This is a genomic window from Porphyromonas bobii (assembly GCF_943169685.1).
Classification (GTDB): domain Bacteria; phylum Bacteroidota; class Bacteroidia; order Bacteroidales; family Porphyromonadaceae; genus Porphyromonas; species Porphyromonas pasteri.
Genome location: NZ_CALPBU010000003.1, coordinates 187,028 through 201,929, shown reverse-complemented (window position 1 = coordinate 201,929; position 14,902 = coordinate 187,028). Strand labels below are relative to the sequence as shown.

Annotated in this window: 12 protein-coding genes; 1 reads left to right on the top strand and 11 read right to left on the bottom strand. The window is 56.8% G+C overall.

Going from position 1 to position 14,902, the window contains the following annotated elements:
• Positions 1–15: 15 nt before the first annotated feature.
• The 10 genes from KO088_RS04600 to KO088_RS04555 form a co-directional block, all read right to left on the bottom strand.
• Positions 16–744, bottom strand: coding sequence for a rhomboid family intramembrane serine protease (locus KO088_RS04600; RefSeq protein WP_215493767.1), 729 nt, complete (start codon positions 742–744; stop codon positions 16–18).
• Between the two features lie 58 nt (positions 745–802).
• Positions 803–1,492: a rhomboid family intramembrane serine protease gene (locus KO088_RS04595; RefSeq protein ID WP_215493766.1), complete on the bottom strand. Its 690-nt coding sequence runs from the start codon at positions 1,490–1,492 to the stop codon at positions 803–805.
• A gap of 227 nt (positions 1,493–1,719) precedes the next feature.
• The gene (gene eno / locus KO088_RS04590) at positions 1,720–3,000 is read right to left on the bottom strand and encodes a phosphopyruvate hydratase (RefSeq protein ID WP_009432153.1); all 1,281 of its coding nucleotides are present in this window, start codon (positions 2,998–3,000) and stop codon (positions 1,720–1,722) included.
• Positions 3,001–3,250: 250 nt separating this feature from the next.
• Positions 3,251–5,866: a hypothetical protein gene (locus tag KO088_RS04585; protein ID WP_215493765.1), complete on the bottom strand. Its 2,616-nt coding sequence runs from the start codon at positions 5,864–5,866 to the stop codon at positions 3,251–3,253.
• Between the two features lie 31 nt (positions 5,867–5,897).
• Positions 5,898–6,791 (bottom strand): GLPGLI family protein, encoded by an 894-nt coding sequence (locus tag KO088_RS04580; protein WP_215493764.1) that lies wholly within the window; start codon positions 6,789–6,791, stop codon positions 5,898–5,900.
• Positions 6,792–6,820: 29 nt separating this feature from the next.
• Positions 6,821–7,699, bottom strand: a complete 879-nt coding sequence (locus tag KO088_RS04575) for a GLPGLI family protein (RefSeq protein ID WP_215493763.1) — start codon at positions 7,697–7,699, stop codon at positions 6,821–6,823.
• A 14-nt stretch (positions 7,700–7,713) separates the two neighbouring features.
• Positions 7,714–8,592 carry a GLPGLI family protein gene (locus tag KO088_RS04570; protein ID WP_215493762.1) on the bottom strand — a complete coding sequence of 293 codons (879 nt, stop codon included), beginning with the start codon at positions 8,590–8,592 and terminating at the stop codon, positions 7,714–7,716.
• Between the two features lie 12 nt (positions 8,593–8,604).
• The gene (locus tag KO088_RS04565) at positions 8,605–9,486 is read right to left on the bottom strand and encodes a GLPGLI family protein (RefSeq protein ID WP_215493761.1); all 882 of its coding nucleotides are present in this window, start codon (positions 9,484–9,486) and stop codon (positions 8,605–8,607) included.
• A 41-nt stretch (positions 9,487–9,527) separates the two neighbouring features.
• Positions 9,528–9,986 carry a hypothetical protein gene (locus tag KO088_RS04560; protein ID WP_215493760.1) on the bottom strand — a complete coding sequence of 153 codons (459 nt, stop codon included), beginning with the start codon at positions 9,984–9,986 and terminating at the stop codon, positions 9,528–9,530.
• A 127-nt stretch (positions 9,987–10,113) separates the two neighbouring features.
• The gene (locus KO088_RS04555; protein WP_215493759.1) at positions 10,114–10,464 is read right to left on the bottom strand and encodes a hypothetical protein; all 351 of its coding nucleotides are present in this window, start codon (positions 10,462–10,464) and stop codon (positions 10,114–10,116) included.
• Positions 10,465–11,117: 653 nt separating this feature from the next.
• Here KO088_RS04555 and tyrS point away from each other — a divergent pair.
• The gene (gene tyrS, locus KO088_RS04550) at positions 11,118–12,410 is read left to right on the top strand and encodes a tyrosine--tRNA ligase (protein ID WP_215493814.1); all 1,293 of its coding nucleotides are present in this window, start codon (positions 11,118–11,120) and stop codon (positions 12,408–12,410) included.
• Positions 12,411–12,647: 237 nt separating this feature from the next.
• Here tyrS and KO088_RS04545 read toward each other — a convergent pair whose 3' ends face one another.
• Entirely contained in the window at positions 12,648–14,888 is a 2,241-nt protein-coding gene (locus KO088_RS04545) for an inorganic phosphate transporter (protein WP_215493758.1), read from the bottom strand.
• Positions 14,889–14,902: the final 14 nt, after the last annotated feature.

Below are 14,902 nucleotides of genomic sequence, written 5' to 3'. Positions count from 1 at the left end.
TTGCTGTGGGGTAGGTTAGTTCTTGTCTTTGGGGAGGTTCTTCATCAAGCGACGACGCTCCTCGGGGCTTAGGCTGGAGAAGCTCGAGTGACGGGTCTTGCGTAGCAGTTCCTCTCGGTCGCTGGTAAAAACGCTTGCGGGATGCTTGGCTTGCTTGCGGTAGTAGAGACCGCAGGCGATACCGAAGAGGAGCCCGCCGAGGTGCGCCAAGTGACCGCCTAAGTTTCCTCGTCCAGCACCGAGGAAGACGAGGAAGAGGAAGACCCAGAGTGCGATGGGTGGGATGCGATTTCCCGTAAAGCGTAGGGTGAACGAGGAGAGAATCTTGCGATCTACCATGACTGCCGCAGCACATACGCTGAGGATGGCAGCTGAAGCACCTTGCAGCGACAGGGGAGGTATGATCTCTGCTCCGAGGAGCTGGTAGCCTAAGAGGTAGGTCAATGCCCCTGCGATGATGCCTCCGATATAGATCCAAAGGAATCTGCGCGTCCCGAGTCGATACGCCATCACAGGGAGGAGCGCATAGATCAGGCACATGTTGCCAAAGAAGTGGAAGAAGTTTAGGTGGGGGAGGGCATACGTGACGAGCGACCAAGGGTGGTAGAGTACCTTGTCCCACTCAGGGTAGAAGGAGAGCGAGAGCCCGAGATCCCACCAGCGTAAGGGTGTGATGAGCGTGCAGGCCCAAGAGGTCAGCCCAATAAGGAGGTAGGCGAAGGTATGTAGGATGAGGAGGCGCATAACGATGCCCCCCTCTTGCCAATACTCTTTATATAGCTTCTGCCAGTTCATCGAAGAGCTATCGGATAACCCCCTTCTTACGCCATAGATAGATGAGGATAGCTCCGCCGATCATCCCACCGAGGTGAGCGAAGTGGGCTACCTGACCCCAGGTATTGTGGATACCGGCGAAGAGCTCAAAGGCGCCGTAGAGGAAGACGAAATACTTCATCTTCAGCGGTATGGCGAAGCCAATGAGGACGTATGAGTTGGGGAAGAGTACTCCAGAGGCAAGGAGGATGCCGAAGACAGCTCCCGATGCCCCCACGGTATTCAGCATACTGAGGAAGGTGTCGAGTGGCACGATCCCCGATGGGAGCTGTACGCTCGCGTATTGTACGACCTCGCTTAGCTCATAGTACCAGCTCAGCTCCTGCACCAGCCCTGCACTAATACCACAGAGGAGATAGTAGATCAGATAGCGCTTGCTGCCCCAGAAGTACTCAATGCTCGAGCCAAACATATAGAGCGCGAACATATTCGACAGCACGTGCTCGATGGACGAGGTGCTGTGGAGGAACTGATACGTCAGGAGCTGCCACACTCGGAAGGCTGAGGACTCGAAGTAGTGCAGGCCAGCGACCTCCGCAAGGTCAAAGCCTCGACGCAGTAGCAGGACTGAGGCGAAGTAGATGATGAAGTTGATGACGATCAAGTTGCGGGTCACTGGGGGAGCCCAGCGAGTCCAGGCGGAGGAGGACTGTTGCATACAGCGCTATGGAGTGATGATGGAGTCTATCTATATATGGGGCTCTCGGGGATATGCTCACCTGAAAAGCCCCGTCTCACAAAGATAACTATTCTTCCCCGCTTCTTTGTTGCACAGCAGGAAGCGAAATAGCCCCGCAGGAGGTCATCCTGCGGGGCTATTTATATCCTACGGCTTCGGTGCGCGGGCAGGGTTGCCTCAGCGCAGATGGGCCGTATGGGAGTCGACTACTTGATGCGCTTGTAGCCGTAGACAGCGAGGTCACCGAGCTCTTCTTCGATGCGGAGGAGCTGGTTGTACTTAGCCATACGGTCGGTACGGCTGAGCGAACCGGTCTTGATCTGACCAGAGTTCGTAGCTACAGCGATGTCAGCGATCGTAGCATCTTCCGTCTCACCAGAGCGGTGTGAGGTGACGGAGGTGAAGCCGTGGCGGTGAGCCATGTCGATAGCGTCGAGGGTCTCGGTGAGCGTACCGATCTGGTTGACCTTGATGAGGATCGAGTTACCGCAGCCTTCGGCGATACCGCGACGGAGGTACTCTACATTCGTGACGAAGAGGTCGTCACCGACGAGCTGGATCTTCTTGCCGAGCTTGTCGGTAAGCTTCTTCCAACCTTCCCAGTCGTTCTCAGCCATACCGTCTTCGATAGAGTCGATAGGATACTTCTCTACCAGCTGGCTGAGGAACTCAACCTGCTCGTCGATCGTGCGCTTCACACCGTGGTCACCTTCGAACTTCGTGTAGTCGTAGATGCCATCCTTGAAGAACTCAGAGGAAGCACAGTCCATAGCGATGGTGATGTCCTTACCGGGGACGTAGCCAGCCTTTTCGACAGCCTTGAGGATCGACTCGATAGCGTCTTCCGTACCGTTGAGGGCAGGAGCGAAACCACCTTCGTCACCTACAGCGGTGCTGAGGCCACGATCGTGGAGGACCTTCTTCAGTGCGTGGAAGACTTCAGCACCCATGCGGAGACCTTCGCGGAAGCAGCATGCACCCACAGGGCGGATCATGAATTCCTGGAAAGCGATAGGAGCGTCAGAGTGCGAGCCACCATTGATGATGTTCATCATAGGTACGGGCAGTACATAGGTGTTCGTGCCACCGATGTAGCGATAGAGGGGGATGTCGAGGTACTGAGCGGCAGCCTTAGCGACGGCGAGAGATACACCGAGGATAGCGTTAGCGCCGAGGTTGCTCTTGGTCTTGGTGCCATCGAGAGCGATCATCTTCAGGTCGATCTCACGCTGGTTCAGGGCGCTCATGCCGTAGAGCTCAGGTGCGATGACGTTGTTGATGTTCTCTACTGCCTTGAGGACACCCTTACCGAGGTAGCGACCCTTGTCGCCGTCACGGAGCTCGAGAGCTTCGTTTTCGCCCGTGGATGCACCGCTGGGTACAGCTGCACGACCGATGATACCACACGCAAGGTGTACGTCTACTTCTACTGTGGGGTTCCCACGGGAGTCGAGGATCTCACGCCCGACGATCTTGATAATTTCCATAAAACTAATTCGAATTAGCAAATCTGTCTATATAGACTTTTCTGTCTCCTACAAAGGTACAACGAATATATGATATTCAACTGCCCGAGTTACAAGAGAATGGACAATGGGATAAGGGCACTCCTCTGCACCCTATTTAAGGCCTTTCAAAAGCACCTCCTTCGGTCGTAGAAAAAGCGCCCCACAGCACGCCTTTTCGTAGCGTGCTGTGAGGCGAAGGTGGGGGAGAAAGGACTAAGAGATGAGCGCCTTAGATGCGAAGCGTAGCCGTCACGATGAGCTCGCGGGGGCGGAGCGGTACGGCGAAGCTCGAGATGTCGGTGGCGGAGAGGCGGGTCACTTGGTAGGCAGTCTGTCCCCATAGGTTCGCTAAGCGGGCGGTGAGCTTGACGCGCTTGCTGACAGTCCAGGTGGCGTCGAGGTCACCGAAGAGGGTATGCTTGTACTCCCTCGGAGCGACCTCATTCATCGAGTGGACGATCTGCAGGCCGAGGAGCCAGCGATCACCGAGGGGGAGGCCTGCCTCGAAGCTCTCGCGTAGGGAGAGGACGGGGCGTAGCTTCGTCAGCGGGTGATGTATCCATAGGCTGCTGAGCTCGAAGGTGTAGGCCAGCTCCAGCGGGGAGAGCTTGTTGCACGTCATCGTGAGGCTGGGCACGAGGAGGTCGCTCTGGATCTGATAGACGCGATGTGCTTGTGAGGAGATGTAGCTCGAGTGGCTGTATCGTAGCTCGGCATGTAGGCTCAGCCCGAGTGGTGCGATGGACTTGTCGACGACGCCCGCTGCGGAGAAGGTCTGGCGGTGGTGCGTGCTGTCGATGGGGATGCTCACCGTGCGGTCAAGACTATAAGTATAGTCACGGTAGTAGCCGTGGGTCGTGTAGTTGTAGCTCAGATGGAGGTAGGTGAAGAAGAGCTCCAGCGGGTTGCGATAGGTGAGGCGGAGCGAGCTGGAGAGGGTCTGCTGACTGTAGAGGTGCTCGAGACTCTGGTAGTAGAGGCGGTAGCCTCGTCTCTGGGTGCTGGAGCTGTAGTAGCCGTCGAGGTCGGGGCGCTCAGAGTAGCTCCCGCGTAGCCATAGCTCCCCGTGCTGCCCGAGGCTCGCCCTCATGCTGAAGAAGGGGGCGATACGTAGGCGTGTCGCCTCATCGTGTCGCGTACCTACCTGAAGCATCTCCCGCTCGAGGGTCAGGGGGCTCCCCACCGAGAGATAGAAGCCCTCGGGGCGGTAGCTGAAGGACGCATCCAGCGCCAGAGAGAGGTCGCGGTAGCTGCAGGAGCGGGCGAGGCTGGCGTAGGGCGTGTCAAAGCTCCGTAGGTCCGCCGTGGCTTCCAGCCCCGTGTGAAGTGCGGTGGTATGGGAGAAGTGGAAGCTCGTCGAGGCTTGATGCGTCGTGTGAAGCTGGGTGATGCGGCGCTGCTCGTAGAGCGTCTGTGTGGGGAGTGCCGCCTCGGTCCACTCGCCACGGAGCGTCTCTCCTGCGGTGTAGCCACGTGTGGAGGAGACGAAGTCGAGGACCGTACCGCCTAAGCGGAGGGTCGTCTGCAGGGCTGCTTGGAGCCAAAGCGGCTCCTGCCGTAGCCCCAAGGTGTACTCACGGCTATTGGAGCGAAGGCCCTCCGTTTGGTCGGAGCGCCTACCTCCGAAGCGCAGCTCACCTACGAGATAGCGCTTGGGCGCATTGTGCTCGTAGCGCAGGGCGGCATTGTAGTAGTTGGGGCTTCGGGTCAGCTGAGAGGTCTCGTAGAGGTCGAGAGGGGTAGTGCCGAGGTAGTGGGTCTCGCTCTCGGAGCTGAGGTGTCGGCGGTCATGGTATCCCGAGACGTTGATGCGGAGGTTGCTGTACTCCCCGAGCTTCTGCAGGTCATTGATACCCCAGTTGAAGCCTCTATCATCGAGGTAGCGCCCGATGTCGAGAGGTGGGCGCTGTGGGGAGGAGGTCTGTAGGGTGGTCGAGGGAAGGGAGATCTGCGGCAGGCCACTCCCTGCGTCGTGCTGCTGCTCGAAGTCTGACGAGAGGTCTACCCCCGTATTATTCCCCTTGAGTGAGGTGATGAGCTGATTCGTCGGTGAGGCCTGCATGAGGAAGGCCTTGCCCTCCCAGAGTGGCGCAGGCAGGCCCGTTCCTGCTGAGACTTCCCCGAAGGGACGGAAGCGTGAGGCCTTGCTCAGACGGATGTTCAGTGCTGCCTGGTCGCTGGAGACGAGGCCCTGTAGGACGCGCTTGTGCTGGTTGTGCTCGATGACTTCGACCTGATCAACGGCATTGATGGGGATGTTGCGCGAGGCCTGCGTGTAGTTGCTGCCCAAGGGATCTTGCCCCTCGATGTAGAACTTATTGATCGGTGTACCCTGATACTCTATCCGTCCATTCTCCTTGACCTCTACTCCGGGGAGCTTCTTGATGACATCCTCGAGGTAGCGGTCTCGCTTGCCTGCAAAGGCCTTGACGCGGTAGCGGAGCGTGTCGCCCCGCACGGTGATGGGGCGTGCCTTGATATGTACCTCACGTATCGGCGTCGTCGAGGGCTGGAGACGCACGGTGAAGCTATCTCCCGAAAGCTCGCTGATGCGTAGCTCTTGCTTCGTATAGCCTAAGAGGACGAAGGAAAGAAACTGGTCTTGGGGCGTGAGTCGAAAGCGCGCCTCGCCCTTAGCGTCACTCTGCGTGAAGGCTGTGCGGTGCCGCTCGCCGTCCCATGCTGAGCAAAGGACGTCGACGATGGGGGCACCCGTCTCGGCATTGACGATGCGGGCGGTCACGTGGCGCTCACTCGTTTGCCCATGCGCTTGCCCTATGGGGATCAGGAGGAGCAGTGTGAGGAGGCACCAAAGGAGTCGGGGCGTGTAGTCGTAGTGTCTCATAGTGGTATCGGGAACGTGAGGAGAGAGGATGTTACTCCAGCTCAATCGGGTTGTAGGGCTTAGGTGGCTTGGCGGTCTTCTTCCCCTGGACGTTGATCTTTGGTGTGCTGTAGCCCGAGGGGTTCGTCATGTAGTTGCGGATGGCCTGCTGGAGGCGCTCCCTCGTCGTCTTGAAGTAGGACTTCTTCTTGCGGTAAATGACCTCCCCGAGCGGAGCGCGCTCGAAGCCCTGTAGGGTGAAGACGTGGTCACGGTCCTTATCATAGATACAGGTGATGAGTCCAGGGAGTCCTCTGAACTTATATGGGCCATAGCTCAGCGGGATCTCCTCAGTGTACCAAGCCGTGTAGTCGCGCCCTCGGTAGCGGGTCTGGGCGCGGTGGCAGGTGTATCCTGCGATGATGCTATCTCCTGCGACCAGCTCCCACTGCTGCTGAGGGATACTATCTATGTAGGTGAAGTGGTCGGCGACGATCCGATCGAAGTACTCCATCTTCCCCTCTCTCTGAAGGAAAAGTATGTGGCTATCCATGACGGAGCTCTTGCTTGCCTTATGGTATCCTGGGACGAACTCTTCGGGGGCCTTGCCCGTCTTGACTCCATCGTCAAATATCGAATCAGCCAGCAAGGTTCCATGGTCTATATAGCGCTGGGCCGTTTCTCCGATTTGCAATACTTGCGTCCATTCATAGGCTGGCGCCATGCTTTTCGCAACAGGATGGTACTCTGCTTTATAGAATGCACGATAGAGGTTGGGCTCAATGACGTCCTTGCGTACGGTGTCAGCCTTCATTGCTTTGAAGGCACGTATCAAGCTCTCAATGAATGGGGCCATGTTGGTCTCTTGTGCCTCAGCGCTCATTACGGAGAGGATGCACATACTGAGGGATAAGGCGATGCCTCGGAGGAGTCTTACTGTCTTCATAGAGGGCGGGGAGGAGTGGACGGGCAGATTTATTCTAATTCGATGGGGTTGTAGGGCTTACTATGATGCTTGACGGCTTTGCTCTTGGGGTCACGGATGACGATGTCGGAGGTGAAGAGGTCGGGCTGATCGTGGTAGTTCCTCTGGAGCTTCGCCACCACTTCCCTCGTGGTCTCGAACCACATACGTCGCGCTCGCTCGTAGATGTAGTCAGCAGAAGGGGCTTTCTCGAAGCCTACGAGCGTGTAGATATGCTCGCGCTGGGTGTCGTAGATGCAGGTGATGAGGCCTGGGAGGCCCCCGAACTTAAAGGGCCCATAGGGGAAGGGGATCTCCTCGGTGTACCAAGCGATGTAGTCCCGTCCGCGGAAGCGTGTCGTGGCCTTGTGGCACGTATAGCCTAAGATCGTGCTATCGCCCCGCGCCATCGTCCACTGGAGCTGGGGGATGGGCTCCGTGTAGTGGTACTTGTTGATAAAGATCTTCTCGTGGGCATTGATCATCCCCTTGGAGCGGTCGAAGATGAGCTTCAGATTAGATAAGGTAGCTTCATAGGCAGCGTCACTCTCCGCCTCAAATTCCCCGTATGTCTTCCTCGCCTTCACCGAAGCATTCCATATCGAGTCACTACGTAGCGCACCATAGTCGAGGAAGGCTTGGTAGTTCCTGCCTATCTGCAGGACCTGCATCCAGTGATAAGCCTGGGGGACAGACGGGTCGTCTCGGTACTGCTTCTCATAGTAGGCCCGATACTGTGCGTCGTCAAATATGGTCATCTGAATGGAGTCACTCGGCTCATATACATAGGTGTAGTCAGGGAAGACCTTGGGCTTTTGACCTATCGCGGGAAGGCTTAGGCACCCCATCCCGATAGTGAGGAATAGGGTGCGGAGAATGGACTGTTTCATAGCTCTGTGGGGATTTACTCCAGTTCGATCGGATTGTAGGGCTTGGGCTTGCGCTTGATGGCCTTGTTCCTGGGGTCAGGGGTGAGGATGTCGGGGGTGAAGAGGTTGGGCTGCTCGTGGAAGTACTTCTGCTGCTTCGCCAGCACTTCCCTCGTGGTCTCGAACCAGTGGCGTCGCGCTCGCTCGTAGATGTAGTCCTCTGACGGGGCTTTCTCGAAGCCTACAAGCGTATAGATATGCTCGCGCTGGGTGTCGTAGATGCAGGTGATAAGGCCAGGGAGGCCACCGAACTTAAAGGGCCCATAGGGGAAGGGGATCTCCTCGGTGTACCAAGCGATGTAGTCTCGTCCACGGAAGTGCGTCGTGGCCTTGTGGCATGGGTAGCCTAAGATCGTGCTATCGCCCCGCGCCATCGTCCACTGGAGCTGGGGGATGGGCTCGGTGTAGTGGTACGTGCTGATGAAGATCCTTTCGTAGGCGTTGACTATCCCTCTGGCGCGGTCGAAGACGAGCTTCTGCTTGGAAAAGGTATCATTAAAGGCCACATCAAGATCAGCCTCGATTTCTCCATAGCTTTTCCTCCCCTTTGCTGCTGCATTCCAGATGGAGTCTCTACGTAGCTCGCCATAGTCGAGGTAGGCTTGGTGGCTCCTACCTATCTGCAGGATCTGCATCCAGTGATAGGCTTGCGGATCAGCGGGGTCATCTCGATACAGCTTCTGGTAGTAGGCTCGGTACAGCGCATGATCAAAGATGGTCTTCTGAATGCTGTCACTCGGGTCATATACTCTGCTGGGATCAAGGCCTGCTTTGGGCGCTTGCCCTGTGGCGGGAAGGCTTAGGCACCCCATCCCGATAGCGAGAAAGAGGGTGCGGAGAAGCGAACGTATCATAGCTCTGTGGGGTTATTCCAGCTCGATGGGGTTGTAGGGCTTGGGCTTCTTGCGGTTGATCTTAGTGCCAGGGGCTGGCGTGATAAGGTCGGACTTGAAGAGATTCGGCTGCTCGTGGTACTGTCGCTGGAGTTTATTGACCTCCTCGCGTGTGCCCTCGGTGGGTTTGCGTCGCCCGTTGCCGTAGTAGATGTAGTCTAAGGCGGGGGCTTTCTCAAAGCCTACAAGCGTGTAGATGTGCTCGCGCTGGGTGTCGTAGATGCAGGTGATGAGACCAGGGAGACCGCCGAACTTATAGGGCCCGTAGGGGTAGGGGATCTCCTCGGTGTACCAAGCGACGTAGTCTCGCCCACGGAAGCGGGTCGTGGCCTTGTGGCACGTGTAGCCTAAGATCGTGCTATCGCCCTCGGCCATCGTCCACTGCTGCTGGGGGATGGGCTCGCTGTAGTGGTACTTGTTGATGTAGACCCTGTCGTGTGCGTCCAAGACACCCTTGTTGCGGTCAAAGAGGAGCTTCACGTCGGGCTGTGATTCATCCCTAGCTGCAGACCATTCGGGATGCAGTTCGGCATCACTCTTGCCCGCCTTTATCGAGGCGTTCCATATTGAGTCGGCACGTAGCTCCCCATAGTTGACGTAGCCCTGATACTTACTCCCGATTTGCAGGAGCTGAAGCCAGCGTTGGGACTTGGGGTCGGAGGGGACATCTCGATATTCCTTTTGGTAGTAGGCTCGGTATTGAGCATAGTCGAAGATGGTAAGCGCTATGGTATCGCTCAGGGCATAGTGCTTGTCGGGTTTTTGGGTCGCTTGAGCTGAAGCGGTCGTGCTGTGAAGGCACAGACTACCTATACCGATAGCGAGGGATAGGGTGCGGAGAAGTAAGGGTTTCATGTGTCGTGTGGTGCTTGGGGTGATGTGGGAAGATGCTATGATTAGGATTGGGTAGGCCGGTAGGCGATGTAGAGCGGTCGTTTGCTACCCTTGCGCTGGATGCGTAGGTAATGGCCTGTGTCCTCCGTAGCGAGGAGCTTGAAGAGGCCAATCTTCGTCTTGTAGAAGTAGCCACTATAGCCGAAGTAAGCTCCCGAGCCGAAGACACGGAGACCATTCATTAAATTAATGCCACTTACCTCCGAGATGTCGTAGGCCGTGCGGCTATACCGCTTCGACCATAAGAGTCGTCTCAGGACCACAGTCTCTCCGTCATCCTCTATCGAACGGGGCATGGAGAGGGGAGGGTAGATGAGGCCCAAAGCGCCTGCCCAGAGGAGGAAGGCAAACGATGATAAGCCGTCTACGGTCGCCAGAAGATAAAGGATGAGTGCAAGAGCCCATAATCCAATGAAGGTGATGACCTTGACGAATGTAGAGTACCTAAACGTGTAGTGCATAGCGCGATTAGATGGAAGTGATGGTGTTGCTTTGCGCTAACGCCCCATTCCGATGGTGAGGAATAGGGTGCGGAGTAATGAGTGTCTTGTGGAAGGTGTGGTGCTTGGGGTGTGTGGGAAGATGCGATTAGTAGGATAGGGCAGGCTGGTAGGCGATGTAGAGCGGGCGACGACCCTTACGCTGGATGCGTAGGTAATGACCAGTCTCCTCCGTAGCGACGAGATTGAAGAAGCCCATCTTTGATTTGTAGAAGAGGCCATTATAGCAGAAGTAACCTGCCGAGCCAACGATGGCGTAGCTCTTCGTTAGCTCCATACCACTTACCTCGGAGATGTCGTAGATCGTACGGCTATACCGCTTCGACCATAAGAGCCGCCTCAAGACCACAGTCTCTCCGTCATCCTCTATCGAACGGGGTATAGAGAGGGCGGAATAGAGCAGCGATATAAAGATCATCCCGCTGTATAGGACAATCATAAACCAAGGGCTTGATCTGAATGCATAGTAGCAGATTAGCCCAAGAACCATTATGCAGAGGGCGGTGTAGACCTTGAGTGGGGTAGAGTATCTAAACGTGTAGTGCATAGCGCGATCAGATGAAAGTGGTGTCGTTGCGTTGTGCTCTTGTGTCTCTGTATTGCATGGAGAAGGGCTTCTCTCCACACTGCAAACCTAAGAAAAAACTTGTAATCAGCAATACCAGAGAAGAGAACCTTGCGATACACGCTGCGCCACCGTGCTATGTGAGGCTCGTCTCTTCGGTGAGAAAAGCTGAGAGCAGTAGTGGAATGACTTCCTACGAGTGCGAATAAAAGTCACGGACGAATGGTAGATAAGCTGCGTCTACGTGCGTAGATCTAATGTCTACGTACGTGGATGATAGGGTTTACGTACGTGGTCTTTAAGACTACGTGCCTGGATAGGAGAAGACCACTATGGGAGGGCGGCTTTTTCTTCGAGGGGATAGCACTTCTCCCTCTGCTGGATGAGAGAATTTTGTGTGATAGGGCGAGTCCCTTACCCTCTGTTAGCGGGCTATCCTCGCGCGCATAGGGGCGCAGGTGCGAGGCTTTAGCTATCTTTGTACCACTATACATACAGATAATCACCTCTTTTTAAGAAGAAAAATGATCAACTTTATTGAAGAGCTGCGCTGGCGTGGGATGATCCATGATATGTTCCCAGGCACTGAGGAGCAGCTACAGAAGGAGCGTACCTCTGCATATCTGGGTATTGACCCCACGGCAGACTCCCTTCACATCGGCCACCTCGTCGGGGTCATGATGCTGCGCCACCTCCAGCTGGCAGGCCATCGCCCCATCGCCCTCATCGGCGGTGCTACGGGGATGATTGGTGACCCCTCGATGAAGTCCGCCGAGCGTAACCTCCTCGACGAAGAGACGCTCCGCCACAACCAAGCTTGCATCAAGAAGCAGCTGTCTAAGTTCCTCGACTTCGATAGCGATGCCCCCAATGCTGCTGTGTTGGTGAACAACTACGACTGGATGAAGGACTACAGCTTCCTCGGCTTCATCCGCGACATCGGTAAGCATATCACGGTCAACTATATGATGGCTAAGGACTCGGTGAAGAAGCGCCTCAGCGGCGAGAACTCCAACGGGATGTCCTTCACCGAATTCAGCTACCAGCTCCTGCAGGGCTACGATTATCTGTATCTCTATCGCCACTACGGCTGCCGTCTGCAGATGGGGGGCTCTGACCAATGGGGGAATATCACCACGGGTACGGAGCTGATCCGCCGTATGGATGCTGGCGAGGCCTATGCTCTGGTATGTCCGCTGATCACGAAGGCCGACGGCGGTAAGTTCGGTAAGACCGAGAGCGGGAATGTGTGGCTCGACCCCGAGCGCACGAGCCCATACGCCTTCTACCAGTTCTGGCTGAATGTCAATGATGCCGATGCGGCACGCTATATCAAGATCTTCACGACGCTGACGCAGGAGGAGATCGCAGGTCTCGAGGCTCAGCAGGCTGCTACTCCCCACGAGCGCGCCCTGCAGAAGCGCCTGGCGGAGGAGATCACCGTCCTCGTCCACGGCCGTGAGAGCTATGATGCCGCTGTGGCTGCCTCGGGCATCCTCTTCGGGCAGGGCACGCGCGAGCAGCTCCAGTCGCTCGACGAAGCTACACTCCTCTCCGTCTTCGAGGGGGTACCCCAGTTCGAAGTCTCGAAGGACAAGCTGCAGGGTGGTGTGAAGGTCATCGACCTCCTCACCGAAGATGCGGCAGTCTTCCCCTCGAAGGGCGAGCTGCGCAAGCTCATCGCCTCGGGTGGTGTGAGCGTGAACAAGGAGAAGGTTGCCAGTCCCGATGACCTCATCACCTCTGCCCAGCTCATCGCTGATCGCTACCTGCTCGTACAGCGCGGTAAGAAGAACTACTACCTCGTCTTGGCTAAGTAAGCCACTGACATCCTCTATATACGACGGCTCCCCCGCTACCGCTGGCGGTAGCGGGGGAGCCGTCTTCTTTTGCCCACTTCGGGGGTGTTACGAATGGAGCGCCGAGGTGCACGCCTCCCGCATTCAGATCGCTACCCTCATCGGGGAGAGCATAATAAAAAGCCACGGGCGCGCTATGATGAAGTAGCGCGCCCGTGGCTTCTTGGTCTTCGCCTGCAGAAGGCGAAGGGGGGGGGCTTAGCCTTCGGCCTCTTCGTCGAGGAGGTTCTGGCTATAGCCGACGAGGTGGCGGAGGTTGCCGAGGAGCTCGTTGGTCTCGATGAGGACGTTGAGGTAGACCATCGAGGCACGCAGGTCCTCACGACGGCCCTTGTGAGCACGCTTCATCTGGGTCTTACGCATATCCTTGACGATCTCGCGCAGCTCCTTACCCATGTTCCTCGCCTTCTTGGCATCCTCCATGCGCTTGCTGGAGATGAGCTGGTGGACCTGTGCGATGTAGTCGATGACGCGGTCACGGATGGGGGCGAACTCAGCGCGGTACTCCTCGGGGATGGGGTTGTAGTTGTTGTCTACGTGCTCTACCGCTACCTCCGTAGCACGCTCGAGGGCATAGATCATCTGCAGACAGGTATTGGCACCGAGGTGGAACCACATGTTCTTCTCCAGCATGTCTTCGTCGCTGGCCATGCGTCTCAGCCCGATGGTCTCCTTACGGCGCATCGTCTTGAAGGCACGCTTGTGCTCGTCGAGATGGTGCATGGTCTTCTTCAGACGGCGCAGATCTTCGCTGAAGAGGCCATTGGTCATGTCGAGGTAGTCCTGACTGACGTGGTCGAGCAGGCCGATCTGATTCTGACGGACGTGCTCAGAGAGCAGGCTCCACATCGTCGTAGGATCCTCGGCATTGAGGATAGCCACGAAGAGTTCATCATCAGCATCCCCCTTCTTGCGACGGATGAGATGGCTGTTGAAGAGCAGGAAGAGCGCCACCGCGATGAGGATGATCATAGCGATGAAGCCACCATAGCGCATGATCGTAGCGATGATGATCGCGATGATGAAGGCCGCACCAGCCGTGATGAACCAGCCACCGATGACCGACATCACACCCGTCACACGACCGACGGCACTCTCACGACCCCAAGCGCGGTCTGCGAGCGACGTACCCATACCCACCATGAAGGTGACGTACGTCGTGGAGAGGGGGAGCTTGAAGGAGGTACCGAGTGCGATGAGTAGCCCTGCCAGGACGAGGTTCACCGAGGCACGCACGAGGTCGAAGGCTGCACCAGGCTCCATCGTGAGCTCCTGCTTATTGAAGCGGGAGTCAATCCATGTGCGAGCCTTCTGCGGTACGGCACGCTCGAGGAAGGTGCTGATGGCGCTGCTGGTACGCACGAGACCACGGGCGATACGGGATGAGCCGAAGGTCTCTTCCCCGTCGTCTTGGCGGGAGAGATTCACCGAGGTCTTGATGACATTCTGCGCGCTCTTAGAGAAGAAGAGGGCCAGCGTCATGATGACCCCTGAGCCGAGGAGGAAGATATAGGGCGTCTTGGCGGGGAGGTTATTCGCTCCCATGAGGTAGGTGTCGTAGGCCCCATTCCCGTTGGCCATGTAGTCCTGATAGGCGGAGAGACCCGAGAGAGGTACCCCGATGAAGTTCACGAGGTCATTGCCCGCGAAGGCCAGCGAGAGGGCCAGCGTACCGGCGAGGATAATGATCTTGAGGATATTCACGCCGCACCAGTGTAGGACCTGCATGATGATCGAGAAGCCGATGAGGCAGCCGATGATGAGCTCCAGTGTGTGGCTGTTGACCCAGTCCTTGTAGGCGAAGGTCGACTCCTCGAGCCCCTTGATGAGCATGAAGTAGACGATAGAGGTCAGCGCGATGCCCCCGAAGATACCAGCGAGGTAGGGGAGAGTCTTCTTATAGTTGAAGGAGAAGCACACACGCGTGATCCACTGCACCACCGAGCCAAAGAAGAAGGCCACAGCTACCGAGAGGAAGATAGCGATGATGACCTGTAGGGCCTTGGTGGCATTCAGCATATCCAGCATCTGGAGGCTGGGATCGTCAAAGCCCTTGAGCACCGACATACAGAAGGAAGCCCCGAGGAGCTCAAAGACCATGGAGACGGTCGTCGAGGTCGGCAGCCCGAGTGTATTGAAGATGTTGATCAAGATGATGTCGGTGACTACCGCCGCCAAGCAGATGGTCATGACCTCCTGGAAGGTGAAGTAGGCGGGGTTGTATATCCCATTGCGTGCTACATCCATCATCCCGTTACTTAGGGAGGCTCCGAGGAAGATCCCCACGGCAGCGACGCCGAGGATGACCTTGAACGGGGCAGCCTTCGCCCCGATAGCGGAGTTGAGGAAGTTCACCGCGTCATTGCTCACCCCTGATACGAGGTCGAAGCAGGCGAGGATGATCAAGAAGACGAGGATACAGATAAAGATAATGTCCATTACAGATAGCTGAT